Below are 21,434 nucleotides of genomic sequence, written 5' to 3'. Positions count from 1 at the left end.
CCGCCACGTTCATCCCCCGCTGACTGCCCATCGCCATGACCCGCGATCGTCTTGTCACGCCCGTACCGTTCTCTCTGGGAACGACGGCGCCCCGTACCGCACTGCCTGCGGCGGCGTGCGACTGCCACGTGCATGTGTACGACCAGCGCTTTCCTGCTGCGCCCGGCGCCAGGCTGTTGCCGCCCGATGCGTCGGCCAGTGACTACCGCGCACTGCAGCAGCGCCTGGGCACCGAGCGCACGGTGCTGGTCACGCCATCCACCTACGGTTCGGACAACCGCTGCATGTTGCAGGGCCTGGCCGCGTTGGGTACGCAGGCCCGGGGCGTAGCCGTGATCGATGGCAGCGAGAGCGATGCCCAGCTGCAGGCCCTGCACGACGTGGGCGTGCGCGGCGTGCGGCTGAACCTGTCGCTGGGCGTCACGGGCTCGGTGGACTCCATCCTGCCGCTGGCCCGGCGCATTACCCCCTGGGGCTGGCACCTGCAGCTGCTGATGGCGCCCGATGTGCTGGCTAGCTTGGGCGATGTATTGCGCAGTGTGCCCGTGCCCTTGGTGTTTGACCACCTGGGGCGCATCGCACCCGAGCAAGCCGGGAAGCACCCAGCCCACGCACTGCTGCTGCAGCTGATGGGCGAGGGCAGGGCCTGGGTCAAGCTCTCGGGCGGCTACATCGTCAGCGCCACCCACGCGGTGGACGACCCGGCGCTTGACGCACTGGCCGCCAGCTACCTGCGTGCTGCACCAGAGCGCGTGCTGTGGGGCAGCGACTGGCCCCATGCCACTGCCAGCGCTGGCCTGCACCCCGTGCCGGACGACGCATTGCAAATCGACACCCTGGCGCGCTGGTGCGATCAGGCCGGTGCGGATGCCCTGCGCCGCGTGCTGGTCACCAACCCTGCCGCGCTCTACGGCTTCTCGCCGGTCTCGACTTCTTCATCCCCCACCCCTGTCTGAGGGCCTTGCACCATGACCTCTTTGGTATCTCACCTATCCACGCACGGCGCGCAGCGCCGCCACCTTCTGACCACCCTGGCCCTTGCGGGCGCTGGCGTGGGCACGGGGCTGCCCGCCTGGGCGCAAAACGATTGGCCTGCCGGCAAGCTCATCACCTGGGTGGTGCCGTACCCCGCTGGCGGCAGCACCGATGTGCTGGGCCGCAACATCGCCCTCAAGCTGGGCGCGGCCCTGTCCACCAACGTCATCGTGGACAACAAGGCCGGGGCCACGGGCACCATTGGCGCGGCCTACGTGGCCAAGGCGGCGCCAGACGGGCTCACGCTGCTGGGCACCCTCCATCGGCCCGCAGGCCATCGCCCCGCACCTGATGGCCAAGCTGCCCTACGACCACATCACGGCGTTCGAGCCCGTGATCACCGTGGGCACCATCCCCCACATCCTGGTGGTGGGCGCCAACCAGCCGTTCAAGACGGTGGCCGACCTGCTGGCCGCCGCCAAGGCCCAGCCGGGCAAGCTGGCGTTTGCCTCGGGCGGCAACGGCACCATTTTGCAAATGCAGGGTGAGCTGCTGCAGCAGCAAACCGGCGCGCGCTTCATCCATGTGCCCTACAAGGGCGACACCCCCGCGCTGCAAGACACTTTGGCCGAGCAGGTGCAGTTCATGTTTGCCCCCGCAGCCGCCGCGCTGCCGCATGTGCAGTCGGGCAAGTTGCGCGCCCTGGCCGTCACCTCTGCCCAGCGCCTCAAGGCCCTGCCTGCCGTGCCCACCATGGGCGAGGCGGGGCTCAAGGACTTTGTGGTGGAGCAGTGGCAGGCCGTGTTTGCGCCCGCCAAGACGCCCGCCGCCATCGTGCAGCGCCTGAACCGCGAGATCGCTGCCGCGCTGAAAGACCCCGCCCTCATCGCCCTGGCCGACAAGCTGGGCGTGACGCTGGTGGGCGGCACGCCCCAGCAGCTGGGCGACCTGCAAAAGGCCGACTCGGCCAAGTGGGCCAAGGTCATCAAAGAAGGCGGCATCAAAGCCGACTGACCACCGCAGTTCTCTTATTTCCTTTCTTCATTCCATCGTTCAACCGGACCACTCCCATGAGCCAACTCCCTGAAATCATCCGCACCATTGACCGCGTGAGCGGCGACGTTGTTGCCCAGGCCGCTACCTACCAAGCCGCCATCCTGGCCGACGTGGCAGGCCGCCGCGGCACCATGCATGGCCGCGTGGCGCCTGTGCACCAGAACATGAAGGTGGCTGGCCCCGCCTTCACCGTGGAAGTGCGCCCCGGCGACAACCTCATGATCCACGCCGCCATCGCGCTGGCCCAGCCAGGCGATGTGCTGGTGATTGACGGCAAGGGCGACCAGACGGCGGCGCTGATGGGCACGCTGATGCTCAGCGCCTGCAAGAAGCGCGGCCTGGCGGGTGTGATCGTGGACGCCTCCATCCGCGACAAGCTGGAAATTCTGGAGCTGGACTTCCCCGTGTTCAGCGCGGGCTTCAACCCTGCAGGGCCCACCAAGTACGTGCCCGGCCGCATCAACCACCCCATCAGCGCCGGTGGCGCGGTGGTGAACCCGGGTGACCTGGTGGTGGGCGACGCCGACGGCGTGGTCGTCATCGAGCGCGAAAAAGCCCCCGCCATGCTGGCCCTGGCCGACAAGAAGGTGGCCGACGAAGCCGCCCGCATCGAAGCCATTGCCCGTGGCGACACGGCATCGAAATGGCTGCCTGCCGCCCTGCGCGCTGCGGGTGTTTTGAAGGAAGGGGAATCGCTGTGAGCAACGCTACCCACCCCGTCATCATCGTGACCGGCGCCGACCTGGCGCAACAAGCCCTCGACCTGCTCACAGGCTACGAGATCGTCTACGCAGGCAAGACGCCGACGGAAGAGGACATGGTGGCCCTGTGCCGCGCGCACAACCCCGTGGCCATCATCGTGCGCTACGGCAAGGTGGGCGCTTCGGTGATGGACGCGGCCCCCGCGCTCAAGGTCATCTCCAAGCACGGCAGCGGCACCGACACCATCGACAAGGTGGCGGCCAAGGCCCGTGGCATTGAGGTGGTGGCCGCCGTGGGCGCCAACGCCGCCGCCGTGGCCGAGCAGGCCCTGGCGCTGCTGCTGGCCTGCGCCAAATCGGTGGTGGCATTGGATGCGCGCATGCACGCTGGCCACTGGGACAAGGCCACGCACAAGAGCCTGGAGCTGGGTGGCCGCACGGTGGGCCTGGTGGGTCTGGGCGCCATCGGCCTGCGTTTTGCCAAGATGGCCGACGCCCTGGGCATGCGCGTGATCGGCTTTGATCCGTTTGCCAAGAACCTGCCCGCCTATGTGCAGGCGGTGGACCTGGAGACGATCTGGCGCGAATCGGATGCCATCTCGTTGCACTGCCCGCTGACCGACGAAAACCGCAACCTGCTGAACGCCGCCACGCTGGCGCAATGCAAGCGCGGCGTGATTGTGGTGAACACGGCACGTGGTGGCCTGATCGACGAGGCCGATCTGCTCGCCGCCGTGCGCTCGGGCCAGGTCATGGCGGCCGGGCTCGACAGCTTTGCGGTGGAGCCCATGACGGCGGGCCACCCCTTCCAGGGCGAGAAGCACTTCATCCTCAGCCCGCACATCGGCGGCGTGACGAGCGACGCCTACGTGAACATGGGCGTGGGCGCGGCGAAGAACCTGCTGGCCGTGCTGGCACGTGCACCGCATGCAGTAGCCGTCGCCTGAGCGCCGGCCTGCCCCAAGAACATGGCCGGGCAGGGTGCCCGGCCGCACAGGAGACAACAGACCATGGCACGCAATTTCAAGAAAAATAGGCCTCTTGCGCTAGTCAATCATGCGCTGGCAGCTATTGTTTTTGTAGCGTCTGGCGCCGCTTGCGCGCAAACGGGCGCAGCAGCCTATCCGACCAAGCCCGTGAAGCTGGTGGTGGGCTTTGCCGCCGGTGGCCCCACCGACGTGGTGGCGCGCGCCTTTGCCGACCACGCCAGCAAGGCGCTGGGCCAGCCGTTCATCATCGACAACAAGCCCGGCGCGGGCACCATCATTGCCGCGCAGGCCGTGGCCAGCGCCCCGGTCGATGGCTACACGCTGCTGTTCGGCGCCACCAACCACACCATGATTCCGGCGCTGTACCAGGGCCGCGTCAAGTTCGATGCGGTGAAGTCCTTCCGCCCCTTGTGCACGGTGGCCAGCAGCCCCACGGTGCTGGTGGTGGCCCCCAGCCTGCCGGTCAAGACACTGGCCGATTACCAGGCCAAGGCCCGCGCCGAGCCCGGCCGCGTGACCGCAGGCACGGCAGGGGTGGGCAGCTCAGGCCACTTTGCCACCGAGATCTTTGCCCGCGCCCAGGGCCTGCAGCTCAACCACGTGCCCTACAAGGGCGCCGCGCCCGTGGTGACGGACCTGATGGGCGGGCAGCTCGACAGCTCCTTTGCCACCCTGGGCTCGGTGCTGCCGCAGATCAAGAGCGGCAAGCTGCGTGCGCTGGCCGTGGGCGCGCCCCAGCGCTCTGCCTTGGTGCCCGAGGTGCCCACGTTTGCCGAGGCAGGAGGTGGCAACTACGCTGCCGACGTGTGGTACGGCGTGCTGGCCCCTGCGGGCTTGCCCGAGCCCATCGCCCAGGCGCTGGAGCGCACGGCCGCCGACTTTGCCAAGAGCGAATCGGCCGCTGACAAGCTGCGCGGCCTGGGGATGGATGCCGAATCGGTGTGTGGCAATACCTTTGCGACCCGTGTGGCCCGCGAAGTGACCACTTATAGCCAGATTGCAAAAGCGCTCGATCTCAAAGCAGATTGAGCCGCCCTGTTGTAGAACCTAGAACTGATTGGAGACACGTATGTTTCGCTTCCTCAAACCCCTGATCGCCGCCTGCGCCCTGGCCGCAGGTGTGGCCCACGCCGCCTTCCCCGAGCGGCCCATCACCATCGTCGTGCCCTACGCCCCCGGTGGCGCGGCCGATGCCGTGGCCCGTGTGGTGGCCACCCGCCTGGGCGCCAAGCTCGGCGGCAGCGTGATCGTGGACAACAAGGCCGGTGCCAGCGGCACCATTGGCGCCAGCTTTGTGGCCAAGGCCCCGGCAGACGGCTACACCATGCTGTACGACGCCACGCCGTACTCCATCAACCCGCATCTTTTCCCCAAGATGCCGTATGCCGCCAACGCACTGCAGCCGCTGTCGCTGGTGCTGCTGGCGCCCAACGTGCTCATCGTGAAGGCCGATGCACCCTACAAAAACGTGGGCGAGCTGATTGCCAAGGCCAAGGCGCAGCCGGGCAAGATCAACTTTGCCTCAGGCGGCAGCGGCACGGTGCAGCGCCTGGCGGCGGAGCTGATGGCCCAGAAGCTGGGCCTGGACATGGTGCACGTGCCCTACAAGAGCGGTGGCCCTGCCATCACCGATGTTATGGCTGGCCAGGTGGACTTCATGTTCGGCACCGTGGCCGCCACCTACCCGCATGTGGCGGGTGGCAAGCTGCGTGCGCTGGCCGTGTCGGCCCCTGAGCGTTCCAAACGCCTGCCCGATGTGCCCACGGTGGCCGAGGCGGCCATGCCCGGCTACGAGGCCTATGAGTGGAACGGCGTGTTCCTGCCTGCGGGCGTGCCAGCCGACGTGGCCACCAAACTGCAGCAGGCCCTGCAAGAGGTGCTGAAGGAAGACGAAGTGAAGCAGCGCTTGGCCGACCTGGGCGCCCAGCCCATCGGTTCGACGCCCGCAGACTTCGCCGCCTTCCTGAAGAAGGAAGACGCGAAGTGGGGCGAGGTGGTGAAGAAGGGCAATATCAAGCTGGACTGACTGATGCCTTTGCCAGCGCTGACCACGCCCGCGCCGCATTCCGTGGGCCTGAACCGCCCGCAGCGCCGGCTGCCGCCCGGCGCGTGCGACAGCCACATGCACATCTTTGACCCGCGCTTTGCGCCGTCAGCCCATTGGCCGCGCACTCCGCCAGTGGCGCCCGTGGCGGTGTACCGGCAACTGCAGGCGCGCCTGGGCACCACGCGCACGGTGGTGGTCACGCCATCGACTTACGGCACCGACAACGCCTGCACGCTGGATGCGCTGGACCAGCTGGGCGACGCTGCACGCGGTGTGGCCGTGGTGGGCGACGGCGTGGGTGCCGACGAGCTGGCCCACCTGGCTGCACGCCGTGTGCGCGGGCTGCGCGTCAATTTCGTCTCGCCCCAATCGTGGGGCACCACCACGCCCGCCATGCTGGCCACGCTGGCGCGCAAGGTGGCCGAGCACCCGGCGTGCGCGGGCTGGCATCTCCAGATCTTTGCGCAGCCGGAGCAGCTCATCGCCCTCGCGCCCCAGTTGCATAAGCTGCCTGTGCCCCTGGTCATCGACCACCTGGGCCGCATCGATCCCGCCGAAGGCCCGGCCGCAGAGACCTACGGCATGGTGCGCGGCCTGCTCGATGGTGGCAACACCTGGGTCAAGCTCTCGGGCGCCTACATGCGCTCGACCGTGCATGGCCCCAGCTACGCCGACACCCTGCCGCTGGGCCAGGCCCTGGTGCAGGCTGCGCCCGAGCGCCTGGTGTGGGGCAGCGACTGGCCGCACACCACCGAGACGCCTGGCACCGTGAACGATGCCGACTTGATGGACCTGCTTCAGGCCTGGGCTGGCGGCGACGCGGCCATGGACTGCATCCTGGTCGACAACCCGGCACGGCTGTATGGTTTCGATACCGCTCCCGCCGCCTGAACGAATTGGAAAGACCCACCATGTTTTTGCTGCAAGCCCCTGAGGTCCGCGATCTCGATGTCTTCACCACCATGCCTGAGCACTTTCGCCGCCGCGAGCGCAGCGACTGGGCTGACGCCAACCGGGGCGGCACCATCACCGATTCTTTTCTGGAAGGCCCGGTGTTCGACGACGCAGGCAACCTCTACGTCAGCGACATCCCCTGGGGCCGGGTCTTTCGCATCAACCCGCAGGGCGACTGGGCGCTGGTGGCCGAGTACGACGGCGAGCCCAACGGCCTGAAGTTCTTGAAGCCCGGCACGCTGCTCATCACCGATTACAAGAACGGCCTGATGCAGCTCGACGTGGCCACGGGCGCCGTCACCCCGTACCTGCAGCGCCGCAACAGCGAGCGCTTCAAGGGCGTGAACGACCTGATCTTTGACGCCGAAGGCAACCTCTACTTCACCGACCAGGGCCAAAGCGGCCTGCACGACCCGAGTGGTCGCCTGTACCGCCTGCGGCCCAATGGTCAGCTCGACTTGCTGCTGCACAACGTGCCCAGCCCCAACGGCGTGGCCCTGTCGCCCGACGGCCGCGTGCTGTATCTGGCCGTGACGCGTGGCAACTGTGTGTGGCGCGTGCCGCTGCTGCCCGATGGCAGCGTGGCCAAGGTCAGCCAGTTCTTCACCTCGTATGGCCCCAGCGGCCCCGACGGCCTGGCCGTGGATGCCGAGGGTCACCTGCTGGTGGCCAACCCGGGCCTGGGCTATGTGTGGGTGCTCAACCACCGGGCCGAGCCCGTGCAGGTGCTGCGCGGCGCACCGGGCAGCTCCACCACCAACCTGGCGTTTGGCGGGGCAGGGCGTACCACGGTGTATGTCACCGACTCTACCCATGGGCGCATCCTGAGGGCTGACATGGGTGCACCTGGGCTGCTGCTGGCGCGTTCGCGTTGACGCTGCCCCAGCCTCAACTTGTCTGGGTATCGCAACGAAATCAATGAAAGGATGATGATCCATTGATATTGGCTATTAATGGGATTCAATCGATTCAATTTACCTGTCATCGTTTGCTTCCTACCATCTGCCCTGTCGATACGTTTTGCCGACGCGATTTCACAGGAGATGACCCATGACGACCGAAGCCAAATGCCCCTTTGACCACACCAAGGCCGTGCCCACGGGCCCCCGCAATGCCGACTGGTGGCCCAACCAGCTCAATCTCCGCCCCCTGAACCAGAACTCCCCGCTCACCGACCCGATGGGAGACGGCTTCAATTACGCCGAAGAATTCAAGAGCCTCGACCTTGCTGCTGTGAAGGCTGACCTGCGCGCACTGATGACCGACTCGCAGGACTGGTGGCCCGCAGATTTTGGCCACTATGGACCGCTGTTTGTGCGCATGGCCTGGCACAGCGCGGGCACCTACCGTCTGGCAGACGGCCGTGGTGGCGCGGGAGCTGGGCAACAGCGTTTTGCGCCGCTCAACAGCTGGCCCGACAACGCCAACCTGGACAAGGCGCGCCGCCTGCTCTGGCCCGTCAAGCAGAAGTACGGCCGCAAGATCTCGTGGGCCGACCTGATGATCCTGACCGGCAATGTGGCACTCGAATCCATGGGCTTCAAGACCTTTGGCTTTGCCGGTGGCCGCCCTGACGTGTGGGAACCCGATGAAAACGTGTACTGGGGCGCTGAATCCACCTGGCTGGGCAGCGACAAGCGCTACAGCGGTGAGCGCGACCTGGCCAACCCGCTGGCTGCTGTGCAGATGGGCCTGATTTATGTGAACCCCGAAGGCCCGAACGGCAACCCCGACCCCATCGCCGCCGCGCGCGACATCCGCGACACCTTTGCGCGCATGGCCATGGACGACGAAGAGACCGTGGCACTGATTGCTGGCGGCCACACCTTTGGCAAGACCCACGGTGCTGGCGATGCCGCGCTGGTGGGCAAGGAGCCCGAAGGTGCAGGCATCGAGGACCAGGGCCTGGGCTGGAAGAGCGGCCATGGCTCTGGCAAAGGCGGTGACACCATCACCAGTGGCCTGGAAGTTACCTGGACCACCACGCCCACGCAGTGGAGCAACAACTTCTTCGAAAACCTGTTCGGCTACGAGTGGGAGCTGACCAAGAGCCCGGCAGGCGCTCACCAGTGGACGGCCAAGGGGGCTGCAGCGACGATCCCGCACGCACACGACCCGTCGAAAAAGCTGGTGCCCACCATGCTCACCACCGACCTGTCGCTGCGCTTTGACCCGGCCTACGAAAAGATCTCGCGCCGCTTTTTGGCGAACCCCGAGCAGTTTGCCGATGCATTTGCGCGTGCCTGGTTCAAGCTCACGCACCGTGACATGGGGCCGCGTGCCCGCTATCTGGGGCCGGAGGTGCCCGCCGAAGTGCTGGTCTGGCAAGACCCTGTGCCTGCCGTGGACCATGCGCTGGTGAACGCGCAGGACATCGCTGCGCTCAAGGCCAAGGTGTTGGCATCGGGCTTGTCGATTTCGGAACTGGTATCCACGGCCTGGGCCTCTGCCTCCACGTTCCGGGGCGGCGACAAGCGGGGCGGCGCCAACGGCGCGCGCATCCGTCTGGCTCCACAAAAGCATTGGGCTGTGAACCAGCCTGCGCAACTGGCCAAGGTGCTGGGTCAGCTCGAAGCCATCCAGCGCGACTTCAATGCGGCGCAGACGGGTGGCAAGAAGATCTCGCTGGCGGACCTGATCGTGCTGGCCGGTGGCGCTGCCGTGGAGGCTGCCGCAAAGCAGGCAGGGCAGGACGTGACCGTTCCCTTCACGCCTGGCCGCACGGATGCCTCGCAAGAGCAGACCGATGTGCCGTCGTTCGAGGTGATGGAGCCTGTGGCCGATGGTTTCCGCAACTACGTGCGCCCTGGGCTGGAGGGGGCTGTGGCCGAGTTGCTGGTGGACCGCGCCAACCAGCTCACGCTGACGGCGCCGGAGATGACGGTGCTGGTGGGTGGCCTGCGCGTGCTGGGTGCCAACGTGGGGCAGGCCACCCATGGTGTCTTCACGCAGCGCGTTGGTACCTTGAGCAATGACTTCTTCGTGAACCTGCTCGACATGCGCACCCAATGGCAGAAGTCGGCGGGTGCAGCGGGTGTGCTGGAAGGTGTGGACCGCAGCACAGGTGCCAGAAAATGGACCGGCACGGTGGCCGACCTGGTGTTTGGCTCCAACTCGGTGTTGCGTGCGCTGGCCGAGGTCTATGCCAGCAGCGATGCACAGGCAGTGTTTGTGCAGGACTTCGTCAAGGCTTGGACCAAGGTGATGAACCTGGACCGGTTTGACCTGACCTCAGGCGGTGCCAGCGCCTGATCAGTGAGGCCTTGCTCCCATGTCGTCAGGGGATGGCATGGGGCGAGCCGTTCACGAAGCCATGAAGCCCGGCGTGTGCAGTGCATGTGCCGGGCGTTCTGTTGTTTGCGCTGTGGAAGCCCTGCGTGCGCTCGCTACCATCGGGCCTTGATGTTTCAACCCTTCAAGGAGAGCCCGCGTGACACCAACCCCGACCAAAGACTACGAAAAAGGCCTGGCCACCCGCCGCGAGGTCATGGGTGACGATTTTGTGGACCGTGCGCTGGGCAACGCCACCTCTTTCACGCAGCCCATTCAGGAATACATCACGCGCAACGCGTGGGGCGATGTCTGGCAGCGGCCCGGGCTGGACCGCAAGACCCGCAGTCTCATCACGGTTTCCATGTTGATCGCGCTGGGCAAGCAGCATGAACTCAAGGGCCATGTGCGTGGCGCGCTGAACAATGGCGCTACTGCGGAGGAGTTGCAGGAAGTGCTGCTACACGCCAGCGTCTATTGCGGCCTGCCGACGGCGGTAGAGGCGTTTCGCACCGCCGCTGAAGTCATCGACGGCCCGGCCAAGTAGGCAATAAAAGGCGGTAGTGCTGTCCTTCGAGGGCCGGTTCAGCCGCCTGCCAGCAGCTTGTGCACCAGGTCGGCGGCGGTGGAGGCGTTGTACTTGCGCATGAGGCGTGCACGGTAAATTTCTACCGTGCGGTGGCTGATCTCCAGTGCCCGACCGATCTCCTTGGAGGTCAGGCCTTCCAGCAGGCGGGCGGCTACTTCGCGCTCACGGCCCGTCAGCTCCGCCTTCACGGCGCGCTGCGAACTCAGATCTTCGAAGCTCCAGATGCCGGACTCATGCGGGGCATCGCGGTTGAGTGCGCGGCCGGACACGTGGCACCAGAACACTTCGCCATTGGCGCGCTTCATGATGCGGTTGTCCGCATAGTGGCCCTTGGCGTTCAGGATGGGCTCCATGTGCGCCCCAAGCCGCTCATATTCGTCGGCGCTGGGATAGAGTATCTGGAACGACTGGCCGATCAGCACTTCGCGCGAGGCGCCGAACATTTCGCAGACATGGCGGTTGCAATCCACCATGGTGCGGTTGCGCGAGAGCACCAGCCCCACGGGGGCCATGTCGAAAGCCAGTCGGTAATCAACGTCCATAGTGCTAATCTTTACGGAAAACTACTTATTTAAGTACGTAGTATCGTAGCGCATCCCATTCATAAGGAGATCGTGGTGAACAAGTTATTCCCCTCCGCAGCCGAGGCCCTGAAGGGCGTGGTTGCAGATGGCCAACTCATGGCTGTTGGCGGCTTTGGACTGTGTGGCATTCCTGAAGCCTTGATTGACGCGCTGCGCGATTCGGGCGTGAAGAACCTGACCGTGATCTCCAACAATGCGGGCGTGGACGGCTTTGGCCTGGGCAAGCTGCTCGAGACCCGCCAGATCAAGAAGATGATCTCGTCGTATGTGGGCGAGAACAAGGAGTTCGAGCGCCAGTACCTCGCTGGCGAGCTGGAGCTGGAGTTCACCCCCCAGGGTACGCTGGCCGAAAAGCTGCGTGCGGGCGGTGCGGGCATCCCGGCCTTTTTCACCAAGACCGGCGTGGGCACCATCGTGGCCGAGGGCAAGGAACTGCGCGAGTTCGATGGCGAAACCTATGTGATGGAGCGTTCGCTGGTGCCCGATGTGTCGCTGGTCAAGGCCTGGCGTGCCGACAAGTCGGGCAACCTGCAGTTCCGCCTCACGGCGCGCAACTTCAACCCCGCTGCGGCCACAGCCGGCAAGATCACCATCGTGGAGGTGGAAGAAGTGGTGGAAACCGGCGCCATTGCGCCCGACCAGATCCATCTGCCTGGCATCTATGTGCACCGCATCGTGCACAACGCCACGCCCGAGAAGCGCATTGAAAAGCGCACCATCACCGAAAAAGCGGGCGTCTGAGCCGCTGCCGCACAACCGTACAGAACAAGCTGGAGAAGTATCTATGTCGTGGAGTCAAGACCAAATGGCGGCCCGTGCCGCCCATGAACTCGAAGACGGCTTTTATGTGAACCTGGGCATTGGCATCCCCACGCTGGTGGCCAACTTTGTGCCTGCCGACAAAGAGGTGTGGCTGCAGTCCGAAAACGGCATGCTGGGTATCGGCCCGTTTCCCACCGAAGATGAAGTGGATGCCGACCTGATCAACGCCGGCAAGCAGACCGTGACCACCATCAAGGGCTCGTCCATCTTTGGCAGCGACCAGTCGTTTGCCATGATCCGTGGCGGCAAGATCAACCTGTCGATCTTGGGCGCCATGCAGGTCAGCGAAAAGGGCGACCTGGCCAACTGGATGATCCCCGGCAAGATGGTCAAGGGCATGGGTGGCGCGATGGACCTGGTGGCTGGCGTCAAGCGCGTGATCGTGCTCATGGAGCATGTGGCGCGCAAGAAGGATGGCACCGAAGACCTGAAGATCCTGCCCCAGTGCACGCTGCCCCTCACGGGCGTGGGTGTGGTGGATCGCATCATCACCGACCTGGCCGTCATGGACGTGACGCCCCAGGGCCTGAAGGTGGTGGAGCTGGCTCCCGGCGTGACTTTTGAGGCCCTGCAGGCCAAGACCGGCGTCAAGCTGATCCCATAAGCATTTGAGCCACCCCTGCAGTGGAGTGGCATCACAAAAAAGGCCGGGGCCCCTCAGAGGGCCCCGGCCTTTTGCATTGGCAATTTTCAGAAAGCCCTCATGCGGTCCGCATGGGGCCTCTGGCAATTACATCGCGTTGCCGATTTCGCCAGAAGAGATCTGGCCGGTACGCAGGGCTTCAGCAGCCTGGGCACGCACGGCAGCACGGTCAGCCGTGGACTTGTAGGTCACCACACGCGAACCAGCGGGTTCGATGGAGCGGGTCTGGGCCACGGTAGCAGCTTCGGCAGCCACTTCAGCACGGGTGCGGTTGGTTTCGAACTTGGTGGCGAACTGCGAAGCATCGGCTTCATCAGCGTGGGCACCAAAAGCGGCAAAAGCGGCGACAGCAGCAACGGACAGGAAACGCACAGACTTGTTCATGGTGAAACTCCGGAAAATTCTAAAAAGAGGACTTGGGTACTGAGAGATACGGCACAACCAGGGCGGCAGATTCAGCCGCCCCTGGTGAATCAGCCGCGCTCACCCGAAGAAATCTGGCCAGTGCGCACTGCTTCAGCAGCCTGTGCACGCACGGCAGCGCGGTCAGCCGTGGACTTGTAGGTCACCACACGCGAACCAGCGGGTTCGATGGAGCGGGTCTGGGCCACGGTAGCAGCTTCGGCAGCCACTTCAGCGCGGGTGCGGTTGGTTTCAAACTTGGTGGCGAACTGCGAAGCATCGGCTTCGTCAGCCTGGGCACCAAAAGAAGCGAAAGCGGCGACAGCGGCGATAGACAGGAAACGTGCGGTGTTGTTCATGATGGAAATCCTTGAAGTTAAAGAAGCGGCTCAAAAAACCGGAACAAAGCGCCAAAAACAAAGAAAGCTGCCTGGGACCGGGTTCGGTGAGTCGCCTTGCGGGTTCGGCTCATCGATGGGATGAACTGTACGCCGGTGGGGTGCAGAGAAAAACCACCGGGTCGCGAACTAACTGTTCCAGTATTGTGAACAATTAATGCGGAACTTTTCAGGGTTTACCCAAGCCTGACTGTCCAGGATCACCAAAAAGCAGGCTATCGGCGATATTGTTTAATGGAAACCCTGACGCCTATTTGGGACAATGACATTGGGGTGACAGGGGGCTTTTTCACCCCGGCGAGCCCGGGCGGGTCTAGGTCTTGGTCATGAGAATCCGGACGTGTGATCTCTGCCATGCGGCAAAAAACGAGCACGGGTAGCAGCGCCTGCTGCTTGATGTGCATCAAGATTGCATGTCTGTATCGCGTCACGCGAGTCAGTGCCCCGCAAGAGAACCCCCTATAGTGCGAAGTAACGATTTGTGTTGCTTGCATGACCGATATTCTTCTTTCAGCGGATGCCGAGGACGCTGACAGTCCCCATTACTTGCGTGCGCTGACCGACATGGCCGACCGGCGTACGGTGGTCACAGATGCTGCCATCTACACCGACAACGGCATCAAGCTGGTGGAGAAGGGCGCGCGCATCGACAGCCGTCTGTACGACCGCCTGGTGCAGCACAAGCTGCGCGAACCCATTGACCGCCATCTGTCCATCGAAAACCCGGTGGACGTGCCATCACTGCTGGCCCTGGGCCAGACGCTGATCGAGCAGGAAACCCTGCCCGCCATGCTGGCCGAGGCCCTGGGCTCAGGTGCCCGGTTGCTGGCGCCCCTGAGGTCCCTGCCGTTGCCTTCTGCCATGGCCTGCAAGCTCACCGTGATGCGTGACCAACGGCCCACGCTGTTCCAGCACAGTCTGGTGATGACCACCGTGGCGGTATTTCTGGCGGTCAAAAGCGGGCTGAGCGAACGCGATTGCAGCACGGTGGCGGCTGCTGCGCTGCTGCATGACCTGGGGGTGCTGCACATGGACCCGGCCTGGGATGACCCGGACCACAAGGTGGTGGGGGTAGGGCGCAAGCACCTGGTGGCCCATCCCATCTCGGCCATGCTCATGATCCGCGACACGCAGGCCTATCCACGTGCTGCCGAAGTGGCCGTGCTGGAGCACCATGAGCGCATGGACGGCAGCGGCTATCCGCGCGCCTTGCTGGGGGCGGACATCACGCCCATGGGCCGCATCCTGCTACTGGCCGAAGTGGTGGCCGCTTTCTACGAGAAATACGACGACATGCCCGCGCAGCGGCTGTCGCTGGTACTGCGGCTCAATCACCGCAAGTTTCCTTCGGCACTGGTGGCGTTCATCCTGCCGCTGCTGCAGGAGGAAGTGGCCCGCGAATCGGCCTTGATGCCTCTGGGTAACGATGCGCCCCGCCAGATCGAATTGCTGGCCGAAGCCTTTGCCTATTGGGACCAGCTCAAGGCGGCCTTGCCCCCAGACAAGGCGGCCAAGTCTTCTGCGGGCACTGCCTTTGCGTTTACCGATTCCCGCCTCATGGCATTGCAAAAGGCTCTGATCGAAGCGGGCTCGCACCCCCGGCACCAGGGTGAGTTGCTGGCGCAATTGCAAGGCGACGCCATTGGCATGGCCGAGGTCGCCCTGGTGGGGCGCGAGGCCCTGTGGCAACTGCAAAGCATTCTGAACGCCAGCCACCGCCGCTGGCCCCAGCTCTCGGACCGTGCCACGCCTGCTGATGCGGCGGTGGCGGACTGGTGCGACTGGGCGATGCGTACGCTGTAAGCAGACTTTCGGATCGACTCCGCCAGGGCGCGGGGTTTGCCTCTTCCACTGGGTACTCCGGCGCGCGGCGTTTGCTGGGCATCGCAACCCGAAAGGAAGGTTCTCCCCCGCCACGCCACTCGTCGTTGCGTTCCTGGCCAAGGCCCTGGCCTTGGCGTCGTCGCGCGCCTGGATTGGCGTGGCGGGGGAGGCCTTCGCACTGGCAAAAATAGTGTGAACAAGCCCTTGCCTGCGTCGGCCTCCTCATACCGACGTCCTTGGTGGGTCTTCGCTACCAGGTTCACCCATTCGGCAAAATACTGGTTATATTTACAGTATTCGTGTTGCCTCAACTTCTCCCACCACCATGCCTGCGCCACGCCCCTCTTTGCGGGTTGCGTCCGATTTGCCCATCCCCGTGCCTGGGGTGTGGCATGCCGACGCGCTGGGGGCCAGCGCGCAGCGCGTATTGCCTTCGGGCCATGCCGCGCTGGATGCCCAGCTGCCGGGCGGCGGCTGGCCTGTGGGGGCCCTGAGCGAAGTGCTGCAGCCCCTGGCGGGCCTGCACGAATGGCAACTGGTGCTGCCCGCACTGGTGCAGGCCACGGCCAGGCAGAGCGGGGCGGTGGTGCTGGTGGCGCCGCCGTGCGAGCCTTTTGGCCCGGCCCTGCAGTCGCAGGGGTTGCGGGCAGAGCGGGTGTGTGTGGTGCATGCCGACTCGCCCATGGTCGCCTTGTGGGCGGCCGAGCAGGCGCTGCGCTGCCAGGGCGTGCTGGCCGTCATGGCCTGGCTGCCCCAGGCGCAGCCTGCCGCCTTGCGGCGGTTGCAATTGGCGGCGGCCCAGCAGCAGCAATTGTTGTGGGTGTTTCGTCCGGTCAATGCCCCAGGGCCCGCATCACAGGTGTCTCAGGCGTCGCCGGCCCAATTGCGGCTGCAAGTGCAGGGGCTGGCTTTGCCAGGGGATGCCGCAGCAGCCCCCGGAATGCAGGTGCAGATCCTCAAGCGCCGAGGGCCTCCGCTGGCGCAGGCGCTCCAACTGCCGGGCTGCCACCCTCAACTGGCGCAGGTGCTGGTGGCACAGGCCGAGCGGCGCCGCGCTGCGCAAGAGGCTGCCATTGCCCAGGTGGCGGGGCGCCAGGCCGCAGCCGCCCGTGTGGCTGGGGCCTTGGCGGGTTCGCTGGCGCGCCATGTGTCCCAGGTCCAGCCCCCAGTCCAGCCCGTAGGCGAGCCAGGAGGCCGACCCGGAGGCCGGCCAGAAGGGAGCAGGCATGCACTGGATCGCCCTGCCATTGCCCTGGTGCGATGAGGTCGCCGCCTTGGCGGGTACAGGCACGGATAGAAATACCGGAGTGCTGAACGCCGCCGCCGGCTGGTGGGCCTTGCGTTTCACGCCGCGTGTGGCGCTGGCCGATGGCGAGGCGGTGTTGCTGGAGGTGTCCACCACCGAACGCCTGTGGGGCGGGCGCGATGCGCTGCAGGCACTGGTGCTGCAAGCCTGGGCTGATGCGTCGGCCCGATGCGAAGGGGAGAGCGTTGTCCCTCCACCCGTCCGCAGCACTGAAGAGCCAGCCCATTCCTTTGGATCGACCACAGCCCCTGTGCCCCATGCACCGACTGTGTGGGGCACAGGCCCCACCGCCCTGGTTGCCCAGGCCAGACTGCGCATGGTATTGGCAGGGCGCCCCTGCCCGCCGCAGGGCAGTGCAGAGAACCTGCCTTTGCACACGCTGACAGCACTGCGCCCCCATGTGGCCAGCCTGGAGCGCATGGGGTGCCGTACCTGGGGCACGCTGCGGGCGCTGCCACGTGCCGGGGTGGCGCGGCGCCTGGGGGCTGGCGTGCTGCAGGTGCTGGACCAGGCCCTGGGCGATGCCCCCGAGGCCCATGCCTGGCTGCAACTGCCCGAGCAGTTTGTGCTGGCCACCGAGCTGCCTGCCCTGGCCGCGTCGGCCGACGCACTGCTGTGGAGCGCCAGCCGCAGCCTGACGGCCCTGCAGGCCTGGCTGCAGGCGCGCCAGCAGGGCGTGCTGGCGCTGGAGCTGGCCTGGCGCCACGACCTGCGGCGCCTGGATGGCGTGGCGCTGCCCCCCACCCAGGCGCTGCAGGTGCGCACCGCCCAGGCCACCCACGACCTGGTGCACCTGCGGCGCCTGCTGGCCGAAAACCTGGCGCGCACCACGCTGGCCGCGCCGGTCAACCAGATCACGCTGCGGCTGCTCGACGCGGCCCCGTTGCCGCACCGCAGTGCCAGCCTGCTGCCCCCGGGGGAGGTGGGCGGGCGTGACCCCACAAGCCATGGCAGCACCGACCCGGCCGGTACCCCCGGCGAGGCCCTGCACCAACTGCTGGAGCGCCTATCTGCCCGCCTGGGGGCCGACCACGTGGTGGCCCCGGTGCTGCTGGCCGACCATCGGCCCGAACGCATGCAGCAATGGCGACCGGCCGCTGAAGTGCTGGGCATGCCCGCCGCTGCGACGCGCAATGCAGCCACGCGGACACCCACCGGTCCTGTGTCCGCGCGTGCGGACGGTGCTTCGCAGGGCATCGTCCCGGATGCCCCCTTGTTGCCCACCTGGCTGCTGAACCCGCCCCGGCAGCTGGCCGTGCAGGGCAACCGCCCCTGCCACCACGGCCTGTTGCGCCTGCTGGCCGGGCCCCACCGGTTGGAGGCGGGCTGGTGGTCTGCCACCGACGATGCGGTGGACCCGGCACGCCCCTGCGCAGACCTGGCCTTGCGCGATTACTTTGTGGCCCACAACGACGTTGCGGGACTGGTGTGGGTGTTTCGCGAGCGCCTGGCGCCTGCGCTGGACGGCACGCCAGCGGTGGCTCGCCCACACCGCTGGTTCTTGCACGGAATCTTTGGATGAGCGGGCAGGGTGGTTGTCCATGGGTTTGACGCACCGACATCCTTCACAGGCCACTGCGGTGCCAGGCCCCGCAGCGGGCGCGGGCGAGCTGCCGGGCTATGCCGAGCTGCATTGCCTGTCCAACTTCAGCTTTCAGCGCGGCGCATCGCACCCGCAAGACCTGGTCACGCGTGCTGCCCAACTCGGCTACCAGGCGCTGGCGCTGACGGACGAATGCTCCGTGGCCGGCGTGGTGCGTGCCTGGGGGGCGGCCAAGGAATGTGGCCTGCACCTCATCGTGGGCAGCGAGTTTTTGTGGGGTGACCTGCGGCTGGTGGCACTGGCACGCGATGCCGAGGGCTGGGGCAACCTGTGCGAGTTCATCACCGCCGCCCGTGCCGCCGCGCCCAAGGGGCAATACCGTGTGGCGGCGGACAGCCCCTGGCACTTGCTGCAGGGGTGCGAGTTGCTGCTGGCACCTTGTCGCCAGCGCTTTGATGCTTCTGATTTTGTAGCAATCAGCGCATGTATCACTAGCGCTACCGGCCAGTTAGGCTCTCAAAAGGCTCCGCATGTGTGGCTGGCGGTCGAATTGCACCAGGCCGCCGACGACAGCCTGTGGCTGGCCACGCTGCAGCGCGTGGGCGCTGCACTGCAGCTGCCGCTGGTGGCGGCGGGCGACGTGCACATGCACGCCCGCTCGCGCAAGCCGCTGCAGGATGTGATCACCGCCGTGAAGCGCGGCTGCACCGTGGCCGAGTGCGGCTTTGCGCTGCAGCCCAATGCCGAGCGCCACCTGCGCCAGCGCGTGCGGCTGGCGGGCATCTACCCGCCCGAGTTGCTGGCGGCCACGCTCACCGTGGCCGGGCGCTGCACTTTCAGCCTGAGTGAGATCCAGTACCGCTACCCGCTTGAGACCGTGCCCGAGGGCATGACACCTGCCCAGGCGCTTGCCTGGCTGGTAGAGCTGGGCGTGCGAAGCCATTACCCGCTGGGCGCGCCCGAGGGCGTGCAGGCGCAGATCCGCAAAGAGCTCGATCTGATCGCGCACTGCGGGTATGAGATGTATTTCCTGACCGTGCACGACATCGTGCGGTTTGCGCGCAGCGTGGGCATCCTGTGCCAGGGCCGGGGCTCGGCTGCCAACTCGGTGGTCTGCTACGTGCTGGGTATCACGGCGGTGGCCCCCGAGCAGTCCCACCTGCTGTTCGAGCGCTTCATCAGCAAGGAACGCAGCGAGCCGCCCGACATCGACGTGGACTTCGAACACGACCGGCGCGAAGAGGTCATCCAGTACATCTACGACAAATACGGCCGCGACCGCGCCGCCATCGCCGCCGTGGTCGCCTGCTACCGCACACGCAGCGCCCTGCGCGACGTAGGCAAGGCCCTGGGCGTGGCGCCCGCCCTGGTCGATGCGTTTGCCAAAGACCACCACTGGTTTGACGAAACCTTTGCCACCGACCGCCTGCAGGAGCTGGCCCAGGCGGTGGGCGTGTCGCTGCACCGGCATACCGCCCGGCTGTGGCTGGAGCTGGCTGCCGACCTGAAGGACTTTCCGCGCCACCTGAGCCAGCATGTGGGCGGCTTTGTGCTGACCCAGGGCAAGCTCACGCGGCTGGTGCCGGTGGAGCCCGCCAGCATGAAGGACCGCTCCGTCATCCAGTGGGACAAGGACGACCTCGATGACATGGGCCTGCTCAAGGTCGATGTGCTGGCCCTGGGCATGCTCAGCGCGCTGCGCCGCTGCCTCAACCTGCGCGCAGCCTTGCGCGGCGAGCACTGGGGTCTCAAGGAAATCCCGCGCGAAGACCCTGCCACCTACGACATGATCTGCGCCGCCGACACCGTGGGCGTGTTCCAGATCGAAAGCCGCGCCCAGATGAGCATGCTGCCCCGCCTGCAGCCGCGCGAGTTCTACGACCTGGTGGTCGAGGTCGCCATCGTGCGCCCCGGCCCCATCCAGGGGGGCATGGTGCACCCCTACCTGCAGGCGCGCGAGCGCCGGCGCAAGGGCGAGCCTCTGCAACTCGAAAAGCCGGAGCTGGAGGACGCCCTGGCGCGCACGCTGGGCGTGCCCATCTTCCAGGAGCAGGTGATGCAGATCGCCATGATCGCGGCGGGCTTCACCCCCGGCATGGCCGACGACCTGCGCCGCTCCATGGCCGCCTGGAAGCGCAAGGGGGGCGTGCATCGCTTTGAAGAGCCTCTCAAACAAGGCATGAAAGACAGGGACTACCCCGCCGAATTTGCCGACCGCATCTTCCAGCAGATGCTGGGCTTTGGCGAATACGGCTTTCCTGAAAGCCATGCCCACAGCTTTGCGCTGCTGGCCTATGCCAGCAGCTGGCTCAAGTGCCACGAGCCCGCGTGCTTTTTGGCGGCGCTGCTCAACTCGTTGCCCATGGGCTTTTACAGCGCCTCGCAACTGGTGCAGGACGCCCGCCGCCACGGCGTGCGCGTGCTGCCCATCGACGTGACCGTGAGCGACATCGACTGCACGCTGGAGGGCAACCCCGAGCCGCTGCGCCCCGCACGCGGCCTGGGCGCACCGCCGCTGCCCCAGCCCGCCGTGCGCCTGGGCCTTCGGATGGTCAGCAGCCTGCACACAGACGCCGCCAAACGCCTGCTGCACGCCCGCGCCACAGGTCCCGCCTTTGCCAGCACCGAAGACCTGGCCTTGCGTGCCCAACTGAGCCAGCAAGACCTGCAAGCCCTGGCCGCCGCCGATGCCCTGGCCAGCCTGTCGGGCCACCGGCGCCAGCAGATGTGGGACGCCGCCGCCCAGCACAGCGCGCCGCCCCTGTGGCGCGACGTGCCCGTGCACGAGGCCCCGCTGCAACTGCCCGAGGCGCCCGAGGGCGAAGAAATCCTGTTCGACTACGCCGCCACCGGCCTCACGTTGCGCCGCCACCCCCTGGCCCTGTTGCGCCCCCGCCTGGCCCGCTGGCGCCTGCAAACCGCCCTGCAACTGCACAGCGCCGCCCACGGCCGCAAGGTGCGCGCCTGCGGCATCGTCACGGTGCGCCAGCGCCCCGGCACCGCCAAGGGCACCATGTTCGTCACGCTGGAGGACGAAACCGGCCCCGTCAACGTCATCGTCTGGCCCGCCATGGTCGATGTGTGGCGCAATGCGCTGCTGCGGTCACAGCTGCTGGCGGTGGAAGGGGTATGGCAATGCAGCGCCGGCCCACCCGGCAGCACGGCGGTGGTGCGCCACCTGGTGGCCCAGCGCTTCAAGGACCTGACACCCCTACTGGGCCGCATGGGGCAGGCGCTGCAGGGGAGCCGGGATTTCCATTGACCGCCTTGAACGTCTTGGCGCCTCGGCGCCGCGACTGTGCTGCAGGCAAGGCTAGGGACCGATAGAGTG

At 66.3% G+C, this 21,434-nt stretch carries 18 protein-coding genes and 1 pseudogene; 16 read left to right on the top strand and 3 right to left on the bottom strand.

The features are described from left to right. The first annotated feature begins 35 nt into the window (after positions 1-35). From IB236_RS16410 to pcaC, 10 genes and pseudogenes are all read left to right on the top strand, one after another. Entirely contained in the window at positions 36-956 is a 921-nt protein-coding gene (locus IB236_RS16410) for an amidohydrolase (protein ID WP_192421478.1), read from the top strand. A 12-nt stretch (positions 957-968) separates the two neighbouring features. After that, positions 969-1,989, top strand: a pseudogene (locus IB236_RS16405) (Bug family tripartite tricarboxylate transporter substrate binding protein). Between the two features lie 56 nt (positions 1,990-2,045). Continuing rightward, positions 2,046-2,732 (top strand): diguanylate cyclase, encoded by a 687-nt coding sequence (locus IB236_RS16400; protein ID WP_056746123.1) that lies wholly within the window; start codon positions 2,046-2,048, stop codon positions 2,730-2,732. After that, a complete protein-coding gene (locus IB236_RS16395) occupies positions 2,729-3,679 on the top strand; it encodes an NAD(P)-dependent oxidoreductase (protein ID WP_192421477.1) in 951 nt (316 codons plus the stop codon). The genes IB236_RS16400 and IB236_RS16395 overlap by 4 nt, the downstream gene beginning before the upstream one ends. Before the next feature lie 63 nt (positions 3,680-3,742). After that, complete coding sequence (locus tag IB236_RS16390; RefSeq protein ID WP_192421476.1) at positions 3,743-4,750, top strand: tripartite tricarboxylate transporter substrate binding protein; 1,008 nt, start codon at positions 3,743-3,745, stop codon at positions 4,748-4,750. A 40-nt stretch (positions 4,751-4,790) separates the two neighbouring features. Further along, entirely contained in the window at positions 4,791-5,747 is a 957-nt protein-coding gene (locus IB236_RS16385) for a tripartite tricarboxylate transporter substrate binding protein (protein WP_192421475.1), read from the top strand. 3 nt (positions 5,748-5,750) lie between these two features. Then, on the top strand, positions 5,751-6,659 hold the full coding sequence (locus IB236_RS16380) for an amidohydrolase (RefSeq protein WP_192421474.1): 909 nt from the start codon (positions 5,751-5,753) through the stop codon (positions 6,657-6,659). 20 nt (positions 6,660-6,679) lie between these two features. Continuing rightward, on the top strand, positions 6,680-7,597 hold the full coding sequence (locus IB236_RS16375; RefSeq protein ID WP_192421473.1) for an SMP-30/gluconolactonase/LRE family protein: 918 nt from the start codon (positions 6,680-6,682) through the stop codon (positions 7,595-7,597). A gap of 175 nt (positions 7,598-7,772) precedes the next feature. Next, positions 7,773-9,974, top strand: coding sequence for a catalase/peroxidase HPI (katG, locus tag IB236_RS16370; protein ID WP_192421472.1), 2,202 nt, complete (start codon positions 7,773-7,775; stop codon positions 9,972-9,974). Positions 9,975-10,152: 178 nt separating this feature from the next. Beyond that, on the top strand, positions 10,153-10,539 hold the full coding sequence (gene pcaC, locus IB236_RS16365; protein WP_082522567.1) for a 4-carboxymuconolactone decarboxylase: 387 nt from the start codon (positions 10,153-10,155) through the stop codon (positions 10,537-10,539). Between the two features lie 38 nt (positions 10,540-10,577). Here pcaC and IB236_RS16360 read toward each other — a convergent pair whose 3' ends face one another. Then, entirely contained in the window at positions 10,578-11,123 is a 546-nt protein-coding gene (locus IB236_RS16360; protein ID WP_056067748.1) for a PAS and helix-turn-helix domain-containing protein, read from the bottom strand. 75 nt (positions 11,124-11,198) lie between these two features. Between IB236_RS16360 and IB236_RS16355 the strand changes: the two genes are divergently transcribed. Both IB236_RS16355 and IB236_RS16350 read left to right on the top strand, forming a co-directional pair. Further along, positions 11,199-11,906, top strand: coding sequence for a CoA transferase subunit A (locus tag IB236_RS16355; protein ID WP_056067750.1), 708 nt, complete (start codon positions 11,199-11,201; stop codon positions 11,904-11,906). 43 nt (positions 11,907-11,949) lie between these two features. After that, positions 11,950-12,591: a CoA transferase subunit B gene (locus IB236_RS16350; protein WP_056746107.1), complete on the top strand. Its 642-nt coding sequence runs from the start codon at positions 11,950-11,952 to the stop codon at positions 12,589-12,591. A 126-nt stretch (positions 12,592-12,717) separates the two neighbouring features. On the opposite strand, the gene IB236_RS16345 is transcribed toward IB236_RS16350, so the two are convergent. Both IB236_RS16345 and IB236_RS16340 read right to left on the bottom strand, forming a co-directional pair. Then, complete coding sequence (locus IB236_RS16345; RefSeq protein ID WP_056062211.1) at positions 12,718-13,014, bottom strand: hypothetical protein; 297 nt, start codon at positions 13,012-13,014, stop codon at positions 12,718-12,720. 89 nt (positions 13,015-13,103) lie between these two features. Further along, positions 13,104-13,391 carry a hypothetical protein gene (locus IB236_RS16340; RefSeq protein ID WP_056746105.1) on the bottom strand — a complete coding sequence of 96 codons (288 nt, stop codon included), beginning with the start codon at positions 13,389-13,391 and terminating at the stop codon, positions 13,104-13,106. A gap of 531 nt (positions 13,392-13,922) precedes the next feature. Here IB236_RS16340 and IB236_RS16335 point away from each other — a divergent pair. The 4 genes from IB236_RS16335 to IB236_RS16320 all read left to right on the top strand — a co-directional run bounded on the left by IB236_RS16335 (position 13,923) and on the right by IB236_RS16320 (position 21,365). Then, positions 13,923-15,233, top strand: a complete 1,311-nt coding sequence (locus IB236_RS16335; protein ID WP_192421471.1) for an HD-GYP domain-containing protein — start codon at positions 13,923-13,925, stop codon at positions 15,231-15,233. A 346-nt stretch (positions 15,234-15,579) separates the two neighbouring features. Next, on the top strand, positions 15,580-16,518 hold the full coding sequence (imuA, locus tag IB236_RS16330) for a translesion DNA synthesis-associated protein ImuA (protein WP_192421470.1): 939 nt from the start codon (positions 15,580-15,582) through the stop codon (positions 16,516-16,518). Beyond that, positions 16,481-18,082 (top strand): DNA polymerase Y family protein, encoded by a 1,602-nt coding sequence (locus IB236_RS16325; protein ID WP_192421469.1) that lies wholly within the window; start codon positions 16,481-16,483, stop codon positions 18,080-18,082. Before imuA ends, IB236_RS16325 begins: the two co-directional genes overlap by 38 nt. Before the next feature lie 19 nt (positions 18,083-18,101). After that, a complete protein-coding gene (locus IB236_RS16320) occupies positions 18,102-21,365 on the top strand; it encodes an error-prone DNA polymerase (RefSeq protein ID WP_225581195.1) in 3,264 nt (1,087 codons plus the stop codon). The last annotated feature ends 69 nt before the right edge of the window (positions 21,366-21,434 follow it).

Origin of the sequence: Acidovorax sp. ACV02 (genome assembly GCF_014851475.1) — a bacterium.
GTDB classification, from domain to species: domain Bacteria; phylum Pseudomonadota; class Gammaproteobacteria; order Burkholderiales; family Burkholderiaceae_C; genus Acidovorax; species Acidovorax delafieldii.
The sequence above is the reverse complement of the archived record's forward strand: the minus strand, read 5'-3'. Positions and strand labels throughout refer to the sequence as shown.